Genomic DNA, 21,494 nt, shown 5'->3' with positions numbered 1-21,494 from the left:
TGTAAGCATATTTATGGAGATATGTATGTGATGCATGATACACTTATCATTAGGGAAATTGACTTTTTTAAAAAAGGAATGAGTGCGATGGATACAATTGAAGCAATCAAGACAAGGCGATCGGTACGTAAAGTGTCAGACAGAGAACCATCTAAAGAATTAATTGAACAAATTCTTGATGCGGCGCGAAGAGCGCCTAATCATATGAATACAGAACCATGGCACTTTATCGTGCTAACCGGTGAGGGACGGAATAAACTTGGCGAAGTCTATGGCAAGGTGAATCAGAAAAATCTTGAAAATGCTGACCAAGCCGCCTTGGAAGCTGCATATGAAAAAGGGCTATCAAGCGCTAAGCGCGCACCGGTTATCATTGTTGTTACGATGGAACCGAGTGATAATCCACGTGCGTTTGAAATTGAAGACATCGAAGCGACTGCCATTGCAACTCAGAATTTGATGCTGGCTGCACACGCGCTTGGTCTTGGATCCATTCTGAGAACCGGCGGGGCAGCTTATACTAAAGAAGCGAAAGAACAGTTCGGTGTATCTGAAAAAGGACACATTATCGGCTTTGTTTATCTCGGCTATCCGGCTGAAGGAGTTGTTCCTAAAGTTCCGGAACGTCAATCAGTGGCAGAAATTACTGAATGGGTGGACGCATAAGGGATATAGAAAATAAGCTTAAAAACACCAGACCGGATACTCCCGGTCTTTTTTGTGTTTCAAAATTAACTCAATTATTAATGGGTCAATGGTCATAAACGAATGCTCGTGTTCATAGCATGGTAACAAACAGCTTGTACATGTAAAGAGAAAGGATTCGATCGATGACGGATACTCATGTGGTCACATATGACGATGCAGTTAATAATCGTCTTTTTACTACCGGTCATTTTACCTCGAGAATTGTCGTGATGATTCCTGCACACAATGAGGAGGACTCAATTGCTGATGTCCTCAAAAGTTTGTCTGAACAGTCGGTTCCCAAAGGTTTAAAAATGGACATTTACATTGCGCTGGATCACTGTACTGATAATACGGAGAAAGTTGTTGTGCGCTGTAATGAGGACTATCATTTATCCATCTATCTCCTGAACACGGTCAAGAATAGGCAGAGAAAAGTTGGTGCTCTGAATCAGCTTTACCAGCTCTTCTGGGGTAATCCGAACGATCCAGACAACAAAGAAGTAGGAAAGCAGCAGAAATCCTACGCTAAAAGCATTGTCGCCTTTGTCGGAATTGATGCGGATGTTTATCTTGATAAGGACTGTATACGAACGTTATGGTCTGAGCTCAGCCACAATCATAAAGTGGGGGCGGTTTCAGCCAACTACACTTGTCTGATGCCGGAAAGCGTCCGGCACATATTAAGAAACGATCCGAATCGAGAACGCTTGGTCAGAAAAGGAAAATTCGGCAATGCATTGAATCGTTGGTGGGTCGCACAGCAGAATCGTGAGTTCGCTCAATGGACCATGAAACAAAAATATTGCGGACATTTTGCTGAGATTGCCGGAGGACAATGCAGCATCTTTCGCCCGGAAGCGGCTATTGAGGTCCGAAATGATTACAAATTAAACGGGCTCTATGATGATAAGTCAGATACCGAAGATCTGTTACTAACGCAATATATTAGAGCATGCGGATGGGTATGCCTGATCAGTAAGAGTGCGCGTTGCTATGTAGACAGCATGAAGACTCTTCACACTTACTCAAGCCAACGAAATAAATGGGTGTCCGGAACAACCGATTATATGCTTCAGGATGGACTCAAAACAAAATATTCCAGGAGATTATGGATACAAGAGGCCGGGCTCTTTATTAATTTGATCATTCGTTTATTTTTTGTTCTCTTAGTCGGTTTATCCTTGCTGACCGATCAGTTCTATTGGAACTGGATCTGGATTACACCTGTTATTGTTGCATCGCTTCTCAATTTAGTGCTGACACTGAAAACACCGAATAGTCGTTTCCTAGATGTTGTCTTGGCGACGTTACTCATCAGCCCGGAAATCTATCTCTGGATTACAATCAGCATTCATATTAATGTATGGCTTTCTAAGATCAGAATCAACAAACAGGATGGATGGGAAAATCAATATCGAGCAGAAACCGGACAAACACATTCTCACGCATTAATGTATTTTGTTTTATTTTTTTTGTTTGCCGCAGCTGCAATCTATTTTGTAAAAGTAAATTACGGTTTATTGACCAGTCCAACAATTCAACAGGCACTCAATCCATATTTGATGCAGGGATTTGTACTTCTTACCATTTTAACGATTTTTGAATTTGCGGTGATGCTGAATCAATTATGGAAGCTCAGAGGACCTTATAAAGCGTAAAGAAAAACCGGACAAAAAATAAAATATACGTTGCATACATGAATACGCGTACTTAGCGAAAATTCCCTCACGGTTAGCCGAAGTTCCTTTTGAGCGACACCTCAGTTACTTGCTTGTCGCTGGCGCACCGCGAGCCTCTTCAGTCAGGCAGGAATCTGAGGGGCCACGCTGGTATGCTGAGTCCACAGGCGTCTTACACTTTCGTGTTTGGTTTCTAACTTTTTATTCGTCAGAAAATTGTATACTTTTTTCTTGTAATGAAAAGCCCGTCAAAGCTGCTTTTAACAGTTCTGACGGGCTTTTTACTAGCAACAAGTTAATTTTGACTTAAATATTGACCTCTTCTTGCTCAGCTTTCTTTTTTGCAAAATACTCTTCTGCCAGTTTATCAATTTCAATTTTCAATTCTTCGACCATGCGATCCTCAGGAACCTTCCGAATCACTTCGCCATGGCGGAATAAAAGGCCTTCACCTTTACCGCCGGCGATGCCGATATCGGCTTCACGCGCTTCGCCCGGACCGTTGACTGCGCATCCGAGTACAGAAACTTTGATTGGAGCATTAATCTTAGAAATATACTGTTCCACCTGATTTGCGATTTTGATTAAGTCGATTTGAATTCGTCCGCATGTCGGGCAGGAGATTAACGTGGCAGCATTAGTCAGCCCGAATGTCTTCAATAATTCACGGCATACCTTAATTTCCTCTACGGGATCCGCGGAAAGGGAAATACGCATCGTATTGCCAATCCCTTTGTTCAGCAAGATACCGAGTCCTGCCGCACTTTTGATTGTCCCAGAAAATAATGTACCTGATTCGGTAATACCTAAATGAAGCGGGTAATCAAATGTACGCGCTGCTTTTTCGTAGGCTTGAACTGCCAGATCAATGTTCGATGCCTTAAGGGAAACAATAATATCGTGAAAATCAAGATCCTCAAGGATTTTGATATGATGAAGGGCACTCTCAACCATTCCGTCCGCGGTAGGGTAGCCGTACTTATCCAAAATATGTTTCTCAAGCGAACCGGCATTCACACCGATACGGATCGGAATATGCTTCTCTTTTGCTGCACGTACAACGGCTTCAACATTTTCTTGTTTGCCGATATTGCCCGGATTGATCCGGATCTTATCCGCGCCGCCTTCGATCGCTTTTAATGCCAATCTATAGTTAAAATGAATGTCCACAACAAGCGGGATATGAATCTGTTTTTTTATTTCCGGAATTGCGAGTGCATCTTCCATGTTTGGACATGCAACGCGAACCATTTGGCAGCCGGCATCTTCCAAACGGTGAATTTGTGCGACCGTTGCCGCAACATCTCTTGTTTTCGTTGTCGTCATACTCTGTATAATGACTTCGTTGGATCCGCCAATGGTCAGGTTGCCAACCTTAACTTTTCTCGTTTTCGTACGATGTGTAATTTCAGACACGAGCGATTCGCTCCTTTATAAATAAGTGAATGATTTGTGAATCTTTCAGTATGGTCAGTATACCATGAATCTGCTCGGTTTGCCTGAAATAATACCCGTATGAAAGACTTTACACAACTGATTCCCATTCATTAAGGAGTTGATGCTGCCGATGAATCATCTGTCTGGTCATAACTAGGAAAAGCATAAGTTTTTCCGATCTGAAGATGGTTGGGATCAACAGAGGGGTTAAGTACAGCGAAATCTTTCAGCACTTTTTCTATTGATTGCTGATTTTCATTGATTCGCTCAGTAATTGAGAGCAATGTATCTCCGGGAGCAACAGTGACTCTTTGATAGGCAATCGCTGCTTTCTCAGATGCCGCGGGCTTTGCCGGCTCAGCTGCTGCTTGCCCTGCAGGAAGAGAGCCCGAGCTCAGATCTGCATAGCTTGTCCAACACATCATAATAAACAGGATGGTGAAGAATCTTTTTTTTATCACTTTTTTGCTCCGTTCAAAACGTATTTACGCCAAAGAAGGCGTTATTAACATCTATATGCCGGGCTGCTGTTTAATATGCTTGTTTTTTGAAATAAATCCAACATTTTTTTTAAAACCTTTTCCTCAATCATGGTGTATGGTTTAATTGATAATAGAAGAAAAAGACATATGTGCATAACATAGATAAGAGAGAAAAATGGTTTGTTTCTATAAAAGAGGAGGAACGCAATGGAACTGCTCACATACCCAGCGGGAGGGTTTATTGTCATTTTGCTTGCTGCGTGCTTTTTATTCGCAGAATTGCTTGTCAAGGCAAAAGGGCTGCTTGCACTGACCGGTAGCGGACTTTTTATTTTCTATTTTTTACATTTTCTTACGGATCAAGCATCGCCTTGGATCTTTTTATTGCTCGTAGGCGGTCTGCTCCTCATTATCATTGACGGCAAGTTGTTTACAACCGGAATCATAGGTATATTTGGTTTTATACTCATGGTGCTTGGATGTGCGCTTCCGACCCCATCGCTTCTTTATGGCATGCTGGTTGGAATTGCCTTTGTTATTGGATCCTGCGGCTCGCTTTTCTTTCGAAAAATATTGCCTCAACGCGATTATTTAGGCAAATTGATGCTGCATGACAAGCTTTCCAGCGATAAAGGCTATAATTCCATAAACAGTGATTATCACGAACTGATTGGTAAGGAAGGGAAGACAATGACTCCTTTCCACCCGGTTGGCACGGTGAAAATTGATGGAAAAAATTATAGTGCAATTACTGATGGTATCTTTTTGGAGAAGGATATTGCCGTTAAGGTGATCTCTGTTGATGGAACACGTATATTTATTGATCAGGTTGACAGGGAGAGCTAAGGCATTATGAGCGTGATTGAACAGTATGGATTTTTTATAAAAAAAGATGTTGTCATTTACAACCAATTATGGTATATTATTTCTTGTCGTTGGGACAGGCATTAATGATTAAAAGATTTTATTGACAAGCCTCAGCGCTTGTGATAAATTAATTCTTGTTCTGATTTTGTTCCACAGTAGCTCAGTGGTAGAGCAATCGGCTGTTAACCGATCGGTCGTAGGTTCGAATCCTACCTGTGGAGCCATGGCGGTGTAGCTCAGCTGGCTAGAGCGTACGGTTCATACCCGTGAGGTCGAGGGTTCGATCCCCCCCGCCGCTATTTTTTTACCTCACTTCACAATGGCGGTTATGGTGAAGTGGTTAACACACCGGATTGTGGTTCCGGCATGCGTGGGTTCGATCCCCACTAACCGCCCGTGGACCCTTAGCTCAATTGGTTAGAGCTGACGGCTCATAACCGTCCGGTTGTAGGTTCGAGTCCTACAGGGTCCACCACTTAACATGGAGGAATACCCAAGTTTGGCTGAAGGGATCGGTCTTGAAAACCGACAGGGGCTTCACGGCTCGCGGGGGTTCGAATCCCTCTTCCTCCGTTGGTTATACATAAGTATTATCCTGCAAACACCTGGAAGTAGCCATTTAAAGGCACTTCCGGGTGTTTTATTATTTTCCAATTGTCAACGAAAAGCAAAGAAAATCAAATCATTTTGCGCAGATTTTGCATTTTTTTATCATGATAAAAGTCAACCGTCATATCATTGAACACGTTCAGCTAAATGGTTATAGGGAATGCGGTATCGTGATCATGTTTTCATGTCTGGTGGACAGGTCTCAGTTTCTATTCACCTTGAAGATGGTAAATACGTAAATAATACGATTTCACGTAAGAATACAGTCGATATTTCTTTGACAGGCTTTCGGTGCGACTTTAAAATAAAACATAGGTTTGCCATGAACTATTGAAACATTGGATTTTTATTGATGAACAGAAATCACTGTGTTTTTTTCTGAATGATCTTAGTTTCGTGTTCTAAAAATAGGAATGAGTAACGAATACATATGGCTGGTACATGACACATCAAAAAGAGATGATGTACTTGGGACTTGCCGCCAAGGAGGGGAAGAAGTGGCTAAGGAAACAGTGAAAAATAAAGGAACAAAGCACAATTTGCCAATGAGGCTGAATATACTCTTTCTTGTCGTGTTTGTGGCGTTTGCCGGATTAATTCTCCGACTTGGCTACATTCAAATTGTCAGAGGAGATTATTACAAAGCACTTGCAAAAGATAACAATACGCAATCGGCACGAATTGAATCGGCACGAGGAAAGATTTTTGATACGAACGGGGTGACGCTCGCGGATAATAAAGCTGAACTGGCGGTTGTGTATATACGCAATGCCGGAATCAGTGCGGAAAAGGGGTTGAAACTTGCTCGAAAGCTTTCCAACTATTTAACTTTGGATGGAAAAGCGATTTCCCGCATTTCAACGAGGGATAAGCGCGAGTATTATATCCTTACCAAATTCAAGAAGTTAAGTGATGCGTATAATAAATACTTGACGCCTGCAGAACAGAAAAAATATGCAAAGAAGCAAGGTCAATTGTACAAGCTGCTTCTATCCAAAGTCCCAAAGTCCGAACTAAAGGGCTATTCTAAAAAAGACGTTCAAATTATGGCGATCCAGCATGAATTTAATCAAGCATCAAATTTGAATCCTTACATTATTAAAAGAGGCTTGAATGTTGCTGATAAGGAATATATCGATGTAGTGGATCACCTGAACGATTTTAATGGAACGATTCAGACCGCTGATGTTTCCTCAAGAACGTATGTCAAAGACAAACCGTTCTACGTCGGCAAGATGGGGCCGATACCTGAGGATAAGATTACCGGTTATTTGGCTCAAGGATACAGCCGTAACACGGATGTTGGTATCAGCTATCTTGAAAACCAATATGAAAATTATTTGCGTGGCGTTCCGATGACGCTGACTTATAAGACTGAAAAAGGGCTTCCGGTCGGGAATCCTACGGTTAAGGAAGGCCAGCGTGGTGATGACTTACAGCTGACCATTGATATAAGGCTGCAAAATAAGCTCGATCAAGTATTGGAACAGAAAATATCAGAAGCCCGATCAATGGCTGGAAATAGTCAGAACAACAGTGCCTACGCGGTCATGATGAATCCGAAAACAGGCGCGATTTTGGCCATTGGTGGAAAGAAGTATGTCAACGGAAAGTTTGAAGATGTTTCAAGTGATGCAATCACCTCACAGTTTGAAATGGGTTCTGCGGTCAAAGGGGCAACTGAACTCATTGGCTTTCAGCATCACGCCGTTCCGGAACATTTTTACGACATGCAGATTGACTATCCAGGAAGCGGCAATCATTCCTTTTCTTCATGGGAACAAGGCGGACTGGGGATGCAGACTCCGGAAACGGCGCTGCAGCACTCATCGAACATATTTATGGCAGCAATTGTTTCGAATATGGCAGGTATTTCTTTAACCTCGGCAGGAGGACATTATAATGCGAGATTTCCTTCGCCGTATAGTTCAAAGTTTGTAAAAGCAATTAATGATTTGAGAAATGGATACAGTCAATTTGGAATGGGCGTTAAAACCGGAGTCGATCTGCCAACCGAAGGCACCGGATATAATGGCGGAATGCCGGATAACTCAGGGCTAATTCATCAGTTTGCGATCGGTCAGTATGATACGTACACACCGATTGAAATGGCTCAATATATTTCGACCATTGCCAATGGCGGCTATCGGATGCAGCCGCATTTGCTTGAATCGGTTCATGAACCGGGCAGCGATCCTGATAAGCTTGGCAATACAGTGTACAGCTTTACACCAAACGTGCTAAATACGATCGGTAATAATAAACATGACTTAGCTCGTGTTCAACATGGATTATATCTTGTTACTCACGGAACCGGTGGGACAGGTAGTGTTTTTTATACACAAGGACAAAAGTATAAAGTCGCGGCAAAAACCGGTACGGCTCAGATTAATGAAAATGATAAAAGTCTCTATAACGAAACCTTAGTTTCGTACGCACCGTATGATGATCCGCAAGTCGCAATTTCGGTTGTTGTGCCAAAGGTACGAACAGGTCATCAAAACCAGGAAATTGCTCTTGAGATGTATAAGGAATATGACAAGTATTATCATTACACAAGTAAATAAAAATAGAAGGACCGCTTCGCTGCAGTAACAGCAAAGCGGTTTCTTTTTACAAGGAAAGAAAGTATATGATTTTCGCCAAAGCCAAAGGTTGTGAGCCAAACGCGCAGGTGCGAGACTCCTGCGGAGCGGCTCTGTTGATCGCAGGCCAGGGGAGACCCCGCAGATATTAGTTTGCTTGAGGAGGCTCCCGGACTGCCCGCGGTCGCGTTCAGTTGATGCGAGCAACCGGAGCGTAGTCAAAATCCGGCATGATTTAAGGACCGGGCGCTTTTTGCCCGGTTCTTCTTATTTGTTTTGGTTAACTGTTGTGATGTTCTGGTACAACTTTTGAAATTGTGACACTTCCTATATGTACGCAAAAAGGCAGGTTGATCATTTATTGATCAACCTGCCTTGCAATGTCTATTCAATTAATTGCTATGGTTCTTCGTAATTACTTGAGCGAGCTTTTGTATGGACATATCGCTTGAAACGCTGAAAGAGCCAAGCTGTACATATTTTTCAAGCTTATTTTTATGGAGATAGGAGTCAAAATTCTGTTTTTGATTCGACTTAAGAATCTTCGCACGAACGAGCTCACTTGAAATATCTCCAGGAGTCATGCCACTTTTAATTTGAAGCTTATACGTTGTTTTCTTAGCCTTTGATGAAGAGTTATCGCTGCTTTTCTTGCTGCTGTCACTGTCCGTCTTCGGTTTTTCTTTGCTTGCTTGCTCCGTAGCTTTCTGGGTATCACTCAGCCATTGATTGTAGGCATCAAGATCAATCGCTTTACGGTGATGGCTGGCAAGATATTGAGTTACGGTTGCTTCTGTCAACGGCGTTTGCTTTGCTACGTCCTTTACCGGTTTCTGCTCTCCCTGATTGAAAATCAGGTAATAGAAGAAAGCAAAAACGGCGCATGTCAGCAAGATGCCGGCGGCAAAACCGCGTATTTCATTTTTTGTCAATGCGTTCACCCTTTAGAATGATCTTGGTCCCCGAGCATGATTTCCTCTTCGAGCACACGAATTTTTTTCTTTACCTTGTACAGTTCTTGCATCATTGTTATGGAATTTTCTTCAAGCTGACCTTCTACCTGTTTAATACTGTCCTGCTTATAGTAAGAAACAGCAAGTGCGGTCAACCCAACAATCATGAGTATCAAGATGACAAACCCCAATTCATTACCCCCCTCACCATTGTCTGAGGTTCATGCGATGTAACGATCACATGACAATCACCATAGTTATTTATAACACATCTCCTATGGTTACGGAAGAATTATGGCGAAAAAGAAAGAAGATTGTAAAATAAATAGTAAAAATTGGGGGAAACTGAGAAGAACGGCTATAAACAATTTAAAAATAAAAGGGAACATGCGTTTATAAAAGGTTGAAGCATTCGATATTTTTTGTTAAGATAAAGTGTATGTTTTTGTACACGATGATTTTTAGTGCAATGGAGGGATAAATATGCGAGTTAAGGTTATTTTGGAAAATACCGAAACCGGTGATCGCGATTACATCACGTCGAAGAACAAACAAAAGAACCCAGAACGTCTTGAGCTGAAAAAGTACAGCCCAAAACTGAGAAGATATGTGACTTATCGCGAAACAAAGTAAGATGGATTGAATAAAGAGCCGTGAAGGACCTCTTATGGGTTTTTTGCGGCTTTTTGTATGGACGACTTGAATTGTCCCATTGTACTTGAGAAACGCAGTCTTTGAACAATCGCTCTAAATTCATCAGATCTCAACTATGGAGGACAGAATGAACAAACAAAAAAAAGCAGTACGCAACCGAATACTCCATGAGATGGATAGAATAGATGAATATGTATTTACGGAAAAATGTAAGCAGATCAGAAATCGTTTGTTTGCAACATCGTTGTGGCATGGAGCAGGGACGATTGGGGTAACCTTATCGATTGGCCGAGAAATAGAAACGATGGCAATTATCACAAAGGCCTGGACTGAAGCAAAACGTGTAGCTGTCCCAAAGTGTAATCCGAACAACCGCACTTTGTCGTTTTATGAATTGCAAACCTTCAGCCAGCTGGAATCCGGTTTTTTCGGTTTAATGGAACCGAATACATCAAAAACAGAGGCAATTACTCAGGACTCACTTGATTTACTTATTGTGCCTGGGATTGTGTTTAATCATCAAGGGTATCGAATCGGCTATGGCGGAGGTTATTATGATCGGCTTCTCTCTGACTATGAGGGGGTCACGGTATCCTTATTACTTGAAAGTCAAATGATTGGTGACATACCGATTGAACCACATGATCAGCGTGTGGATTGGATGATCACCGAGAAGAATATTTATGATACGAGCAAAGAAACGGAATGAAAGCCAAGCTCATAAGCCACACTAAGCAGAGTAAGTTGAGAGCGGGGTGCTTAGTGTGGCAAAAAGAAATGTGATCATCGAGACTATTCTATGGGCATTCACAGCCTTATTTCTTATGAAGCGAAGGCAAATTTTGTTTGAGTTCGCCCTGTTGGCTGCCGGACATCTTCTTTTCTTTAAGCATATTCAGAAACAGCACGAATCTGAATGATGAGATCAAGAAAAATTTTGTTTCAGTAGAACGATTTGCTGATTTGCTGTTTCAAATATAATCAGCATATGATCTTGCGCAACTAATAAAAGCGGCATCGTACTCCCGAGCGGGGATTCAGCCTGCGTTTGAGTAAGTTGAATGCCGCGTACATAATTTTTATAAAGGCCTTCCCATAATTGACCGGTGATTCGTTCAGCTTTTTCCTTTCCAAAAGGGAAAATATGTGTGAGCGAATCGCCGGTTAATGCGTCCAAAGGGATAACTCGATAATCGGATACTTGAAAGCCATACTGTGCGGCCGCACGACGAAGCATTTGCTCTCTACTTACGCCAAGTTCACGTGTATACTTACTAAGTCGATTCGCTTCCTCCGGCGTTCTCGGTTCGCGATAAAGATGGAATGATCCATTTGTTTTAATGGCCATGAGATAATCTTGGGAGAGCTGTTCCTTACCGAAAATCGATTGATCAATGTGCTGTTCGGCTTGGTGAACAGTTAGTCCAACATAAAATCCCGGCAGCATGTCCAATTCTTTGGAAGAAGACAATTGCCGCACATTTTTTTGCCAGCGGTTTACGATGGCAACCAATTGATTATTACGATACAATAAAGAAAAATCCTGCATTAGATCGTTGCGTTCTTTCGTTTCAGATGCAGTTCGCATACGTAAAAGCTGATTCTCGGGAATAAATTCCAGATGCGTCGCTGCTGTTACAAAGCTGATGCGCGGATTATCAGGGAAATAAGTAATGGTTGGACGATCTAGAAGCAGAAATGGAAAAACAAGCAATGAAAATACAGCAGCTGCCGTGATAAGCAGGGTAAGGATTTGTACTTTTTTAGGGCGCATAATCAGACAACCTCCGGACAAGACCTATAGTCTACTCTATTCAAAACTTGTCCGTTTCATGACCAAGACAGGACTGATTTCGTTGATTGGATTCAGCAAGTACTATTTTTCTATAAATCTTAACAAGTTACATATTGGCAAACATCGATTTTTGCGAGAAAATGAAAAGATGAATTTATTCTGATAGGCGGTGCGTTTATATGATTAATATTGGTGTGGATTTAGGCGGTACAACAATAAAAATGGCTCTGATTGATGATCATGGGAAAATGATCGACAAATGGGCAATCGCTACGAATACGATTGATAATGGGAGACACATTGCTTCCGACATTAGTGAAAGCGTTCTTAAAAAAATGCAGCAATTTAATTTAGAACGTTCAACAGTTAGAGGCGTTGGAATTGGTGCTCCAGGCTTTATCAATATGGACACTGGTTTTATTTATCAAGCTGTTAATATAGGCTGGAAGGATTATCCGCTTAAAGAAGAGCTGGAGCAGTCAATAGGACTGCCGGTTGTGATTGATAACGACGCAAACATGGCAGCACTTGGAGAAATGTGGCTCGGCGCCGGACAAGGCGCTAAAAACCTGATTTGTGTGACACTGGGTACAGGCGTTGGCGGGGGCATTATCTGTGATGGTGAGATTCTGCACGGTGTGAGCGGCATGGCGGGTGAAATCGGACATATCACGGTTATGCCAACTGATGGCGCATCATGCAACTGCGGGAAAACAGGCTGTCTTGAAACAGTATCTTCAGCGACTGGCATTCGAAGACTGGCTTTAGACGCTCTTGACTATAATGACTCAGTGAGTATTCTTCGCGATATTTTTGAAAGTAAAGGAGACATTACTGCTGAAGATGTTTTTAACTGTGCTGCAAAGAAGGATCCTCTCTCCTCAACGGTCGCCGAAAAAGCAGCTTATTATCTCGGATTTGCCCTTGGATCAATTGCTGTGACCATCAATCCGGAAAAAATTGTTATTGGTGGCGGGGTGTCACATGCAGGGGATACACTTATTGATCCGCTGACTAATTATTTTAAGCGCTTTTCATTGCCGCGAGTGTTTGACGCATGCACGATCAACCTTGCCAAATTAGGCAATGATGCAGGTGTCATCGGTGCAGCTTGGCTCTGCATTCAGAAAATCAAGCAGAATGCCATAAACTAAATTAAATGATCTGCGTTACTGAATAGAAAGGTCGGTTTCTATGAAATGGATTGTATGTCCCGTTGGTCCGATTCAAGCAAATTGTTATTTGGTGTTTGATCAGACAACAAGAGAATGTTTGATCATAGATCCTGGAGGAGAATTTGAGAAGATTAAGTCCATCATTGGACGAGAACAGTTGCATCCTATTGCCATTCTACTGACGCATGCACATTTTGATCATATTGGCGCGCTGGATGATGTACGGGATCATTGGAACCTCTCTGTCTCCCTTCATGAGAATGAAGCGGATTGGCTGCAAGATCCGAAAAAGAATGGATCCGCTTATTTTCCTGTGACTGGTTCAATTACGGCACGTAAGGCGGATCATTTGCTGACGGATCATCAAAAAATAATCATTGGTCCGTTCTCATTCACCGTTCTGCATACTCCGGGCCATTCCCCTGGTGGCGTATCTTTTTATTTTGAAAAAGATCAAGTTGTTTTTTGCGGTGATGCACTTTTTAAAGGAAGTATTGGGCGCACAGATCAATATGGCGGAGATTATGACCAACTACTGACGAGCCTCCGAACGCAACTCATGACGCTTCCTGATGAAATTGTAGTCTGTCCTGGTCACGGACCATCGACAACAATCGAAGACGAAGCGGAGAACAATCCATTTTTGACATAAATATAAACATACAAAAAACAGCGACTCAGCCATAATAATTGGCTGGGCCGTTGTTTTTCTTTCATAGTGCAGGCGCACCTAACCATTGCTTTTCATAAGATAGGCAGTATGAGAAGCAGCGAAGGAGGTATGTAGTGTGCCAAACCATCGATATATTGATTTCCTTGCGAAATTGGCTGTCGATAATGCACATCCAGGAGGTCATGGCCTGACCGAAGCGATTATTGAGCAGCTGTCAATAAGGAAGAATAGCAGCCTGCTTGATGTAGGATGCGGTACCGGTGCGACCACGGTATTCATCGCCGAGAAATTGCATGCTGATGTAACAGGTATTGATCTGCATCCGGGTATGGTGAAACGCGCAAAGGCTCGTGCGGCAGTGAGTACTTCCGCTCCAAAAATTGTTCTAGCCTCTGCTGAACAACTGCCGTTTGAATCCAACTATTTTGATTATTTATTGTCAGAATCCGTAACAGCATTTACCGATGTATCGCTTTCAGTGCCTGAATATTATCGAGTATTGAAGCCTGAGGGTCAGCTTGCTGCAATAGAAATGACTGTCGAGAAGCAGCCTAATGAGCAAGATAAACGGTTGATCGAATCTGTATACGGTGTGAGCGATGTTCGGACTGAAAACGAGTGGCTGTCTATTTGGAAGAGTGCAGGATTCATTAACCTGAAATCCTTTCATGCCAATGAAATTAAAACACATTCAGGGGACGTACTTCCAACCTATAATTTGACAAGCATCATTGATGAAGGAGCAATTGAAGTTTGGCTTGAACATATGCAAATGATGCAGAAATTTAAAGATGTGCTTACGTACCGCGTATTCACGATGAGCAAGCCAAGTGACTAAATAGAACGGAAAATGCCCGGCATACGAACAAAACGTATCCGGGTCATTTTTTTCTTTTTTTTAAGTGTTCGCTGATCTGCTCCGTGTAACTCTCAATCGCATTGGGAATTTGTCCGAAAAGCTGGTTGCGTAATGGCGGGCGTTTCGCCTTATGTTCCATGCGCGCCTTCTCTCTTTCTTCACGAGGCGTTTCCATATAGCGAACAAACTGCTCGGTTAAAAAACGAACATAATCTTCGGATTTCATGAGCACTTGCCCCTTCTCTTTTTTAGTTTCATTTTGCCCAAAAAGAGAACGGATGATTCATGATCGACAAGCATAATTACTTTTTGACGTTCGAAGACAGGAGTTCATTGGTTTAATTGTTCCGACCACTTGATTGGTTTTCCACTTTTTTTGGAATAAGTGATTTGATCGATCTCTTTACGATCGTCAGTAATAACTTTAAATTTAATGATCACTGTTTCTTCATTTTCTGTAACATTAAACGCGACAGTGCCGTTGCGATAAATGAGTGTTCCTTGTCCGGATAACGATCGCTGCTCTAGTTCGTGTTCAAAATCAATAAGCGCGCATTCACGTATTTGTTGAAGCTGAAATTGAGCATATGAATGCTGATAAAATTTCCGATCGCTTGTCAGCACCAGCAGTGCATGGAATACAAAAGCGAGCAGTATGAGCGACAAGACCATCGTTAATGGTAAAACAAATCCGTTCTGATCACTTTGACGTCCTTTAATCACCGGCATCATCCTTGACATAGAGTCGATCATCCCAATAATAATTTCGGTTTGCTTTATCTGTTACGCGAATTGAAACAAATTCACCGTCAGAATGAAACGCTGCATGTTTGACCTGCTGAAGAACAATTTCATAACCCGCGCCGTTCACCTGACGGATGATACGTCCGTTTGACAAAGATGTGTAACTTACACGGTCTGTACCTTTTTTCATAGTCAGCGTCTGATGATCAGTTGAACAAGATACGTGTTGAGAGAAATGTAATTCTGTTGCCGTTTGCATGAAAAATATGCGTGTTTCCTTTTGTGTATCCAGTCGTAGTTGAAATCGCTGATTCATAAATTGAGTCACACCAATTGCAAGGCTAATAATAATTAGGAAAATAGAGAGGGCCAGCATCATAGACAGCAAAGTATATCCCGCTTGATTCTTCATCGTTTGGCTTCCCCAGTGATCTTATGCTTGCGTCCTTCGTAATCCCAACTGATGCTCAAATATGCTGAGTGTTCGTTTTGTTCGATCCACTCAATGTGGAAATCTAGTGAGGTTTCCGGTTCAGCAGACAGCGCTCCATTCGATTTCCACGACATTAAGTGATAGCTTAGCAAACTGATCGCTTCATGGCTCTGTTTGATGAGCTGCCGTTCTTGATCTACGCGTACTAATAAAGGAACGGCAGTAAGGATCAGTATAGTGAAAATGGCGAGTGCGGTCATCGCTTCGGGGAGAAAAAGTCCACGTTCATTACATTGTCTTTTCATAGTAATATCTTCCCTGACCAAGAAGCAATACGAGTCGATAACGAATGCTTCCCAATGTTATAGTGAATGTCTTTATATTTGTAAAATGCCCCAACTGATTAATCATGATCGAATTCTCTTGATAGCCGCTGTAGATCGTAATTCGAGGGTTCATTTGTATGCGTTCGATTCGGTTCTTAAACGAAACATAATAAAAATGTTCAGGGTTATTAAAGACAATCCGAGGGACGTCAGATTCACTTATTGCGGCAATCTGTGTATCATGAATTTTTTCGTCAAGTTCACTCATAAAATGTTTGAGCGTGACTTCATCAGATAGATGGGAAAAAGCAAGAAAAGATATAGGGGTAATGATGCAGGCAATTGATAGGACAATCAATACCTCAATCAGCGTGTATCCAAAATCTTGTGTCAAGGATGCTTTATGGTACACTGACTTCACCGGTCGACGCATCATAATTCAGTGGTGTACCATCTGAGGACTTGATACTGTTGACGTAGTCGGGCATGAGGTCATCAAGACTTTCAGGCAGAGCTCCATCATGGTCCATTTGATAGGCGGCGATTTGGCTTTGAACAAGCTTAACCGTTGCATCAGTACTTTTATTCATCACAACATCATTTGATTTGGTCATATTCGGAACCGCAATTAAAAGCAAGATGGATATGATAAACAATACGATCATCATTTCAATTAGTGTGAATCCGCGTTGTGACATAAAAATGAATTTACGGAAAATTTTTAGCATGCGAAGAACTCCTTTATAGTGGGATGTAAAGTGGAGTGTATATGAAAATCTCTATGGAAGCTCATTGGAACGTTGAAATTGTTTTACAGATGTGCTTGATGCAGCAGCAACAGTTACCTATTTTTGGACTTTAAAAGTGGAATTTTTTTCAAGTGAGAGCGTTGCAAAAGTGGTTGGGTGAAAAGCAGAAGCAAAGAAGAAAGAAATGATGGTATTCGCAAAGTGAGAATCTGAACGTTGTATCAACTCCTTCACTAATTTGGAATATGAATGCTAAGGATGGGAACACCTCCATAATATTTATTTGATTTCAAAAAAGATAGTTTACTATGTAAAATATTCGACACCATCTGACAATTACCTTTTCCATAAACAGAAATTATGTGGCAAATAGTTGAACAATGTCATGGTAACTGAGTGACCTAATTAAGATAAAAATTATGAATTAGATCACATTGTAAACGTATACATTAATGCTATGCTAAATAGGGAAATTAATATTTTGAGAGGATGAGAGAAATGGCAGAAGTAAAAGCAGCTTTTCTTTTTATCGGACCAAAAATTGATACAGCACAAGCGAAAGCACTGATTGACACGCCGGTGATCAAACTGAACGTTGTCGGAGTAAAATCGTATGATGAAGCGGTAAAAGCGGCGGTTGAATTAGCAGATATAGGAGTAGAGGCAATCGAACTTTGCGGTGGATTTGGCAATGAAGGCGTTGGCAGGGTTGCTGCAGCAGTAAGGGGAAGGGCTTCAGTTGGCGTTGTGCGTTTTGATCACCATCCTGGCCTTGGATTTAAGAACGGTGACGAGATATTCAGTTAATATTAGAAAACTTGGCTTTGCCAAACCTCTGGCGAAGTCGCCGTCGCACTTACACTATTCCTCTAACTCTTTATAAAAAAACGACTGACGAGCATAAAGCCCATTCAGTCGTTCTTTTGAAATTCATTAAAATTCTTCATAGCGAGCGGGATCTTGATCAAAGGTTCGTCCATCCGGATGACTTAGTCTGCCGATGGTTTGCATCTCTTCATCGCTGAGTGAGAAATCAAATAAAGAAAGATTTTCCAATTGGCGTTTTGGTGAAGACGATTTTGGCAACGGCAACGCATCGAGTTGTAAATGCCAGCGCAGAATAATTTGTGGCACGGATTTTTCGTGTGTATCCGCAATTGCTTTAATGCTTGGATCTTGAAGCAACTTATTTGCCCGCCCCAATGGACTCCAGGATTCAGTTACAATTCCGTGTTCCTTGTCATAGGCTCTCTGCTTTTCCTGTGAAAAATAAGGGTGCAGTTCGACCTGGTTGACGCTTGGGGTGACACCCGTTTCTTTAATGAGTCGATCCAAGTGCTCAGGCAAGAAGTTGCAGACACCGATTGAGCGGATCAAGCCCCATTTCTGTGCATCAATTAATGCCTGCCATGCTTCCACATACAAGTCCTTGCTTGGATTCGGCCAGTGGACCAGATACAGATCGTAGTAGTCCAGCCCTGCACGAAAGAGAGATTCTTGGATTGTCGTTATTGCTTCATCATATTTATGATGACGTCCGGGTAATTTGGAGGTAATGATCAATTCTTCACGTGATACGGAGCTGCGGCGTACAGCTTCACCAAGCGCACCTTCATTTTCATAATTAAATGCTGAATCAAGTAAACGGTAACCTGTGTCAATTGCGCTTAATATGGAATTAATGCCTGATGCGCCGTTGAGTTGGTATGTACCGAAACCAACAGCGGGCAATACTAATCCATCGTTAAGTGTTCTTTGTGGAATGGTTGTCATTGAATAGTTCTCCTCCTTCATCACATTAAGTTTAACATCCTCATTTTTCCAAGTCTAACAAAGTGCATATTAAATGACCTTCTGTCAAACGAATGAGCAGGATGATACAATAACTATATCTGTGCATTTGAAAGGTGCTGATTCGGATCGCAATCAATCCAATGATACGAGCGATGCTGAAGGTGATCTCTCGTATGGAGTTAAATGTTAAAAAATATTACCGGGTTGACCGGATGATTAATAATCTCCTGCATTTATCGTTTAACCCGCGATTTAAAATGTGGGATCATAAAATAACGATTGATGGCTATGATTTACCGGTTCGACTCTTTGCACCTAAAGTACTCCAGACAGAAGAAATGATCCTTTTTTTTCATGGCGGCGGATGGGTGAGCGGAACGATAGACAGCTATACTAAAATTTGTGCTCATATTGCTGATAGGACGGGTCGTCGGGTGCTCTCGGTGGATTATCGGCGCGCGCCTGAGTACCCTTTTCCTTACGCTGTTGAGGATTGCTACCAGGCTGCCCGAGAACTTTTTTTATACGACAAGCCGCTCGAAGCATCTGGTGAAAAGGTCGTACTGATGGGTGACAGTGCCGGCGCGTCGCTCGCTGCGGCGGTCAGTCTCATGGCGGCCGATCGAGAGGAGTTTCAGGTTGAGAAGCAAATATTGCTTTATCCGTCTACCTATAATGATCATAGCGAGGTTTCTCCATTTCCTTCGATCACCGAAAACGGTACAGATTATTTGTTGACATCCAAGAAGATACAGGATTATCAAGATCTGTATGTTCAAAATAAGGAGGATCGGAACAGTCCGTATTTCGCACCGCTGTTATCTGATCACCTGAAAGGTCAGCCTAAGACATTAATAATTACTGCTGAACTGGATCCGCTTCGGGACGAAGGAGAAGCTTATGCAGAGAAATTAAAAGAGTTTGGCAATGATGTTGCTGTTTATCGAATAAAAGACGCTCTGCATGGTTTTTTTTCTTTTTCACTGCAAACCGCTCAAGTGGAACAGTGTTATCAACTGATCAATGTATTTCTTAAGGAGTGAATGAATACGGACCATAATTGGAGCAGTCTGGATAATGCGGCACTTATTTTTCCTGCCGCCGCACAAAAAGCGGACACGCAGGTTTTCCGAATCTCCTGCGAATTATACGAACAAATTGATCCGGTGAGCTTGCAGAGTGCGCTCGATGAAACCATACAAATTTTTCGTGTTTATCAGTCGGTATTGAAACGCGGCTTCTTTTGGTATTATCTTGAAAATACGAATAGAAAGCCGGTTGTTCATGAGGAAAATACGCAACCATGTGCGGCACTGTACAGAAAAAACAGCAAAAATCTGCTTTTTGATGTGAGCTACTTTAAAAATCGAATCAATTTGGAGGTTTACCATGTGCTCTCGGATGGAACGGGAGCGATGCACTTTCTTCGGACGCTGATTACCAAGTATTTGTCTCAATACCATCAAATAGATGAACCGAGCCTAGACTTCGATGCCTCAGCAACGCAGATGAGTGACGATAGTTTTCGCAAATACTATCGGGGTTCTTCAAGAAAGAAACAGACAAGACGAGTATTTGCTTGTCGTCTGCGCGGTCACAAATACCCTGAGGATCGGTTGAAAATCATGACTGGCTTGATCAAAATTCAGCCATTGCTTGATGCGGCACATCGTCATCACACGACACTTACTGTTTTTCTAGCTGCTTGCCTGATGAATGCCATTAGTGAAACGGTTCCCGAACGGGCAAAGAAAAGGCCGATTGTTCTTGATATTCCTGTTAATCTGCGCAGCCATTTCCCTTCCGCTTCAGCACGGAATTTTTTCAGTGTCCTGTTAATCGGATACGATTACTGGCACCATGACGGGACATTTGAGGATGTTGTGAAGAAGATCAGTGATGACTTGCGTGTTGGGTTATCCAAAGAGAAGCTTTCTCAGGTGATTGAAACGTATTCGGCGGTGGAACATAATATTTTTGCTCGTATCACACCACTTATCGTGAAGGATCCTGCATTAAAAGTGGCTTATCACTACGCGGCACGCAGGAAGACGGCCGGTTTTTCAAATCTTGGCATTGTTTCTATGCCAAAGGAGTTGGAGGCCTTTATCCGATCCTTTGACATTTGTTACGGGAGCAATCAACTTCAAGTCTGCATGTGCTCTTTTCAAGATCGCTTGAGTATCAGTTTTTCATCACCTTTTGTCAGTTCGGAGATTCAGAGACGATTTTTTCGAACCTTAACGAGTATGGGCGCTGAAGTTGAAATCACAACGAGTCCCACGGGTAATATGAAGGAAGGGGAAAGCTAAGACATGAAATATTGCGGAAAATGCAAAGTAAGCATTCGTGGAAAAGACGCAAATTGTCCTTTGTGTCAAAGCAGGCTGTCAGGAACTGATGAAGAAGAGCTTTATCCTTTCGTTCCCACCATTTACAGACAGTACGAACTGTTTTTTAAACTGCTGATTTTCGTGACTATTATGATTGGCGTCCTATGTGTTGCTGTCAACCTTATTCTTCCTGATAGCGGTTTTTGGTCGCTGTTTGTCGCCGTGGGAATCGGATGTTTCTGGATCAGCTTGATTTATGCACTGCAAAAAAAAGACAATATCCCAAATAACATCACTGCTCAGGTCTTTATTCTATCAGCCTTAAGCCTCGGATGGGACTGGTTTACCAGTTGGCGAGGATGGTCGCTGAATTATGTGATACCTATTGCCTGCAGCGTTGCAATGATTTCACTTGCAATTATTGCTAAGGTCACGAAAATGCCGGCTGAGGATTACATCGTCTATTTTATCATCGACATTGTATTTGGAATTGTACCGCTTATCCTCTACTTCACGGGGCAAGTCGGATTTATCATTCCATCCGTTATTTGTATTTCGCTAAGTGTACTGTCTCTATCGGCACTCATTTTGTTTGAAGGTAAGAACGTACTACAGGAGATTGCGAAAAATTTTCATGTATAAGGATTGATTCAATGA

26 protein-coding genes and 5 tRNA genes are annotated in these 21,494 nt (G+C 42.1%); 19 read left to right on the top strand and 12 right to left on the bottom strand.

Annotation, left to right across the window (positions count from 1 at the left end; all coding sequences use genetic code 11):
* The first annotated feature begins 30 nt into the window (after positions 1–30).
* Positions 31–666 (top strand): nitroreductase family protein, encoded by a 636-nt coding sequence (locus AC1MBV_RS11640; protein ID WP_255745382.1) that lies wholly within the window; start codon positions 31–33, stop codon positions 664–666.
* Between the two features lie 164 nt (positions 667–830).
* Complete coding sequence (locus AC1MBV_RS11635; RefSeq protein ID WP_255745381.1) at positions 831–2,348, top strand: glycosyltransferase family 2 protein; 1,518 nt, start codon at positions 831–833, stop codon at positions 2,346–2,348.
* A gap of 327 nt (positions 2,349–2,675) precedes the next feature.
* On the opposite strand, the gene ispG is transcribed toward AC1MBV_RS11635, so the two are convergent.
* Both ispG and AC1MBV_RS11625 read right to left on the bottom strand, forming a co-directional pair.
* Positions 2,676–3,785 (bottom strand): flavodoxin-dependent (E)-4-hydroxy-3-methylbut-2-enyl-diphosphate synthase, encoded by a 1,110-nt coding sequence (ispG, locus tag AC1MBV_RS11630; protein ID WP_370645884.1) that lies wholly within the window; start codon positions 3,783–3,785, stop codon positions 2,676–2,678.
* Positions 3,786–3,916: 131 nt separating this feature from the next.
* Positions 3,917–4,267 carry a LysM peptidoglycan-binding domain-containing protein gene (locus AC1MBV_RS11625; RefSeq protein WP_255745380.1) on the bottom strand — a complete coding sequence of 117 codons (351 nt, stop codon included), beginning with the start codon at positions 4,265–4,267 and terminating at the stop codon, positions 3,917–3,919.
* A gap of 228 nt (positions 4,268–4,495) precedes the next feature.
* Between AC1MBV_RS11625 and AC1MBV_RS11620 the strand changes: the two genes are divergently transcribed.
* From AC1MBV_RS11620 to AC1MBV_RS11590, 7 genes are all read left to right on the top strand, one after another.
* Positions 4,496–5,134 carry an NfeD family protein gene (locus AC1MBV_RS11620; RefSeq protein WP_255745379.1) on the top strand — a complete coding sequence of 213 codons (639 nt, stop codon included), beginning with the start codon at positions 4,496–4,498 and terminating at the stop codon, positions 5,132–5,134.
* Between the two features lie 170 nt (positions 5,135–5,304).
* Positions 5,305–5,379, top strand: a tRNA-Asn gene (locus tag AC1MBV_RS11615).
* Between the two features lies 1 nt (position 5,380).
* A tRNA-Met gene (locus AC1MBV_RS11610) sits at positions 5,381–5,454 on the top strand.
* Between the two features lie 23 nt (positions 5,455–5,477).
* Positions 5,478–5,550 (top strand) — tRNA-His (locus AC1MBV_RS11605).
* Between the two features lie 3 nt (positions 5,551–5,553).
* Positions 5,554–5,630: transfer RNA gene (locus tag AC1MBV_RS11600), tRNA-Ile, on the top strand.
* Between the two features lie 8 nt (positions 5,631–5,638).
* Positions 5,639–5,728: transfer RNA gene (locus AC1MBV_RS11595), tRNA-Ser, on the top strand.
* A gap of 533 nt (positions 5,729–6,261) precedes the next feature.
* Positions 6,262–8,331, top strand: a complete 2,070-nt coding sequence (locus AC1MBV_RS11590; protein WP_255745377.1) for a peptidoglycan D,D-transpeptidase FtsI family protein — start codon at positions 6,262–6,264, stop codon at positions 8,329–8,331.
* A gap of 410 nt (positions 8,332–8,741) precedes the next feature.
* On the opposite strand, the gene AC1MBV_RS11585 is transcribed toward AC1MBV_RS11590, so the two are convergent.
* Positions 8,742–9,290 (bottom strand): hypothetical protein, encoded by a 549-nt coding sequence (locus tag AC1MBV_RS11585; RefSeq protein ID WP_480948350.1) that lies wholly within the window; start codon positions 9,288–9,290, stop codon positions 8,742–8,744.
* Complete coding sequence (locus AC1MBV_RS11580; protein ID WP_253065607.1) at positions 9,287–9,493, bottom strand: hypothetical protein; 207 nt, start codon at positions 9,491–9,493, stop codon at positions 9,287–9,289. The genes AC1MBV_RS11585 and AC1MBV_RS11580 overlap by 4 nt, the downstream gene beginning before the upstream one ends.
* Before the next feature lie 292 nt (positions 9,494–9,785).
* On the opposite strand from AC1MBV_RS11580, the gene rpmG reads away from it, so the two are divergent.
* The 3 genes from rpmG (at position 9,786) to AC1MBV_RS11565 (ending at position 10,876) form a co-directional block, all read left to right on the top strand.
* Positions 9,786–9,935 carry a 50S ribosomal protein L33 gene (gene rpmG, locus AC1MBV_RS11575; protein ID WP_255745372.1) on the top strand — a complete coding sequence of 50 codons (150 nt, stop codon included), beginning with the start codon at positions 9,786–9,788 and terminating at the stop codon, positions 9,933–9,935.
* 148 nt (positions 9,936–10,083) lie between these two features.
* Positions 10,084–10,665 (top strand): 5-formyltetrahydrofolate cyclo-ligase, encoded by a 582-nt coding sequence (locus AC1MBV_RS11570; protein WP_480948349.1) that lies wholly within the window; start codon positions 10,084–10,086, stop codon positions 10,663–10,665.
* 55 nt (positions 10,666–10,720) lie between these two features.
* Positions 10,721–10,876 (top strand): hypothetical protein, encoded by a 156-nt coding sequence (locus AC1MBV_RS11565; RefSeq protein ID WP_255745369.1) that lies wholly within the window; start codon positions 10,721–10,723, stop codon positions 10,874–10,876.
* Positions 10,877–10,881: 5 nt separating this feature from the next.
* Here the strand turns inward: AC1MBV_RS11565 and AC1MBV_RS11560 are convergent, their stop codons facing one another.
* Positions 10,882–11,730, bottom strand: a complete 849-nt coding sequence (locus AC1MBV_RS11560; protein WP_480948348.1) for a hypothetical protein — start codon at positions 11,728–11,730, stop codon at positions 10,882–10,884.
* 200 nt (positions 11,731–11,930) lie between these two features.
* Between AC1MBV_RS11560 and AC1MBV_RS11555 the strand changes: the two genes are divergently transcribed.
* The 3 genes from AC1MBV_RS11555 (at position 11,931) to AC1MBV_RS11545 (ending at position 14,437) form a co-directional block, all read left to right on the top strand.
* Positions 11,931–12,905: an ROK family glucokinase gene (locus AC1MBV_RS11555; RefSeq protein WP_480948347.1), complete on the top strand. Its 975-nt coding sequence runs from the start codon at positions 11,931–11,933 to the stop codon at positions 12,903–12,905.
* 40 nt (positions 12,906–12,945) lie between these two features.
* Entirely contained in the window at positions 12,946–13,578 is a 633-nt protein-coding gene (locus AC1MBV_RS11550) for an MBL fold metallo-hydrolase (RefSeq protein WP_480948346.1), read from the top strand.
* Between the two features lie 136 nt (positions 13,579–13,714).
* Positions 13,715–14,437, top strand: a complete 723-nt coding sequence (locus tag AC1MBV_RS11545) for a class I SAM-dependent methyltransferase (protein ID WP_255745362.1) — start codon at positions 13,715–13,717, stop codon at positions 14,435–14,437.
* A 43-nt stretch (positions 14,438–14,480) separates the two neighbouring features.
* Here AC1MBV_RS11545 and AC1MBV_RS11540 read toward each other — a convergent pair whose 3' ends face one another.
* From AC1MBV_RS11540 to comGC, 6 genes are all read right to left on the bottom strand, one after another.
* Positions 14,481–14,684, bottom strand: a complete 204-nt coding sequence (locus AC1MBV_RS11540) for a YqzE family protein (RefSeq protein WP_480948345.1) — start codon at positions 14,682–14,684, stop codon at positions 14,481–14,483.
* Positions 14,685–14,788: 104 nt separating this feature from the next.
* Positions 14,789–15,199: a competence type IV pilus minor pilin ComGG gene (gene comGG / locus AC1MBV_RS11535; RefSeq protein ID WP_480948344.1), complete on the bottom strand. Its 411-nt coding sequence runs from the start codon at positions 15,197–15,199 to the stop codon at positions 14,789–14,791.
* Entirely contained in the window at positions 15,174–15,614 is a 441-nt protein-coding gene (gene comGF / locus AC1MBV_RS11530; protein ID WP_480948343.1) for a competence type IV pilus minor pilin ComGF, read from the bottom strand. Before comGF ends, comGG begins: the two co-directional genes overlap by 26 nt.
* The gene (locus tag AC1MBV_RS11525) at positions 15,611–15,940 is read right to left on the bottom strand and encodes a hypothetical protein (protein WP_480948342.1); all 330 of its coding nucleotides are present in this window, start codon (positions 15,938–15,940) and stop codon (positions 15,611–15,613) included. Before AC1MBV_RS11525 ends, comGF begins: the two co-directional genes overlap by 4 nt.
* Positions 15,924–16,382, bottom strand: coding sequence for a competence type IV pilus minor pilin ComGD (gene comGD, locus AC1MBV_RS11520; RefSeq protein WP_480948341.1), 459 nt, complete (start codon positions 16,380–16,382; stop codon positions 15,924–15,926). The genes AC1MBV_RS11525 and comGD overlap by 17 nt, the downstream gene beginning before the upstream one ends.
* Entirely contained in the window at positions 16,363–16,689 is a 327-nt protein-coding gene (gene comGC, locus AC1MBV_RS11515; protein WP_255745352.1) for a competence type IV pilus major pilin ComGC, read from the bottom strand. Before comGC ends, comGD begins: the two co-directional genes overlap by 20 nt.
* 519 nt (positions 16,690–17,208) lie before the next feature.
* Between comGC and AC1MBV_RS11510 the strand changes: the two genes are divergently transcribed.
* Positions 17,209–17,517, top strand: a complete 309-nt coding sequence (locus AC1MBV_RS11510; protein WP_255745351.1) for a DUF6506 family protein — start codon at positions 17,209–17,211, stop codon at positions 17,515–17,517.
* 126 nt (positions 17,518–17,643) lie between these two features.
* Here the strand turns inward: AC1MBV_RS11510 and AC1MBV_RS11505 are convergent, their stop codons facing one another.
* Positions 17,644–18,483 (bottom strand): aldo/keto reductase, encoded by an 840-nt coding sequence (locus tag AC1MBV_RS11505; RefSeq protein WP_255745349.1) that lies wholly within the window; start codon positions 18,481–18,483, stop codon positions 17,644–17,646.
* Positions 18,484–18,644: 161 nt separating this feature from the next.
* Between AC1MBV_RS11505 and AC1MBV_RS11500 the strand changes: the two genes are divergently transcribed.
* Genes AC1MBV_RS11500 through AC1MBV_RS11490 form a run of 3 tightly spaced genes read left to right on the top strand, consistent with a single transcriptional unit; the run spans position 18,645 to position 21,479 of the window.
* Positions 18,645–19,547: an alpha/beta hydrolase gene (locus tag AC1MBV_RS11500; protein ID WP_480948340.1), complete on the top strand. Its 903-nt coding sequence runs from the start codon at positions 18,645–18,647 to the stop codon at positions 19,545–19,547.
* Entirely contained in the window at positions 19,548–20,816 is a 1,269-nt protein-coding gene (locus AC1MBV_RS11495) for a condensation domain-containing protein (protein WP_255745346.1), read from the top strand.
* Positions 20,817–20,819: 3 nt separating this feature from the next.
* Positions 20,820–21,479, top strand: coding sequence for a DUF6320 domain-containing protein (locus AC1MBV_RS11490; RefSeq protein ID WP_255745344.1), 660 nt, complete (start codon positions 20,820–20,822; stop codon positions 21,477–21,479).
* Positions 21,480–21,494: the final 15 nt, after the last annotated feature.

The sequence above is a fragment of the Sporolactobacillus sp. PKPK-6 genome, assembly GCF_056678885.1.
This window is presented reverse-complemented; position numbering and strand designations above follow the sequence as displayed.

Bases quoted from the DNA above. Each gene is read 5' to 3' on its own strand.
- AC1MBV_RS11560 (WP_480948348.1), bottom strand. From the start codon at position 11,730: ATGCGCCCTAAAAAAGTACAAATCCTTACCCTGCTTATCACGGCAGCT.
- comGC (WP_255745352.1), bottom strand. From the start codon at position 16,689: ATGCTAAAAATTTTCCGTAAATTCATTTTTATGTCACAACGCGGATTC.
- AC1MBV_RS11525 (WP_480948342.1), bottom strand. From the start codon at position 15,940: ATGAAAAGACAATGTAATGAACGTGGACTTTTTCTCCCCGAAGCGATG.
- AC1MBV_RS11510 (WP_255745351.1), top strand. From the start codon at position 17,209: ATGGCAGAAGTAAAAGCAGCTTTTCTTTTTATCGGACCAAAAATTGAT.
- AC1MBV_RS11500 (WP_480948340.1), top strand. From the start codon at position 18,645: ATGATACGAGCGATGCTGAAGGTGATCTCTCGTATGGAGTTAAATGTT.
- AC1MBV_RS11635 (WP_255745381.1), top strand. From the start codon at position 831: ATGACGGATACTCATGTGGTCACATATGACGATGCAGTTAATAATCGT.
- rpmG (WP_255745372.1), top strand. From the start codon at position 9,786: ATGCGAGTTAAGGTTATTTTGGAAAATACCGAAACCGGTGATCGCGAT.
- AC1MBV_RS11555 (WP_480948347.1), top strand. From the start codon at position 11,931: ATGATTAATATTGGTGTGGATTTAGGCGGTACAACAATAAAAATGGCT.
- AC1MBV_RS11490 (WP_255745344.1), top strand. From the start codon at position 20,820: ATGAAATATTGCGGAAAATGCAAAGTAAGCATTCGTGGAAAAGACGCA.
- AC1MBV_RS11640 (WP_255745382.1), top strand. From the start codon at position 31: ATGCATGATACACTTATCATTAGGGAAATTGACTTTTTTAAAAAAGGA.
- comGF (WP_480948343.1), bottom strand. From the start codon at position 15,614: ATGAAGAATCAAGCGGGATATACTTTGCTGTCTATGATGCTGGCCCTC.
- AC1MBV_RS11620 (WP_255745379.1), top strand. From the start codon at position 4,496: ATGGAACTGCTCACATACCCAGCGGGAGGGTTTATTGTCATTTTGCTT.
- AC1MBV_RS11540 (WP_480948345.1), bottom strand. From the start codon at position 14,684: ATGAAATCCGAAGATTATGTTCGTTTTTTAACCGAGCAGTTTGTTCGC.
- comGG (WP_480948344.1), bottom strand. From the start codon at position 15,199: ATGTCAAGGATGATGCCGGTGATTAAAGGACGTCAAAGTGATCAGAAC.
- AC1MBV_RS11570 (WP_480948349.1), top strand. From the start codon at position 10,084: ATGAACAAACAAAAAAAAGCAGTACGCAACCGAATACTCCATGAGATG.
- AC1MBV_RS11505 (WP_255745349.1), bottom strand. From the start codon at position 18,483: ATGACAACCATTCCACAAAGAACACTTAACGATGGATTAGTATTGCCC.
- AC1MBV_RS11550 (WP_480948346.1), top strand. From the start codon at position 12,946: ATGAAATGGATTGTATGTCCCGTTGGTCCGATTCAAGCAAATTGTTAT.
- AC1MBV_RS11495 (WP_255745346.1), top strand. From the start codon at position 19,548: ATGAATACGGACCATAATTGGAGCAGTCTGGATAATGCGGCACTTATT.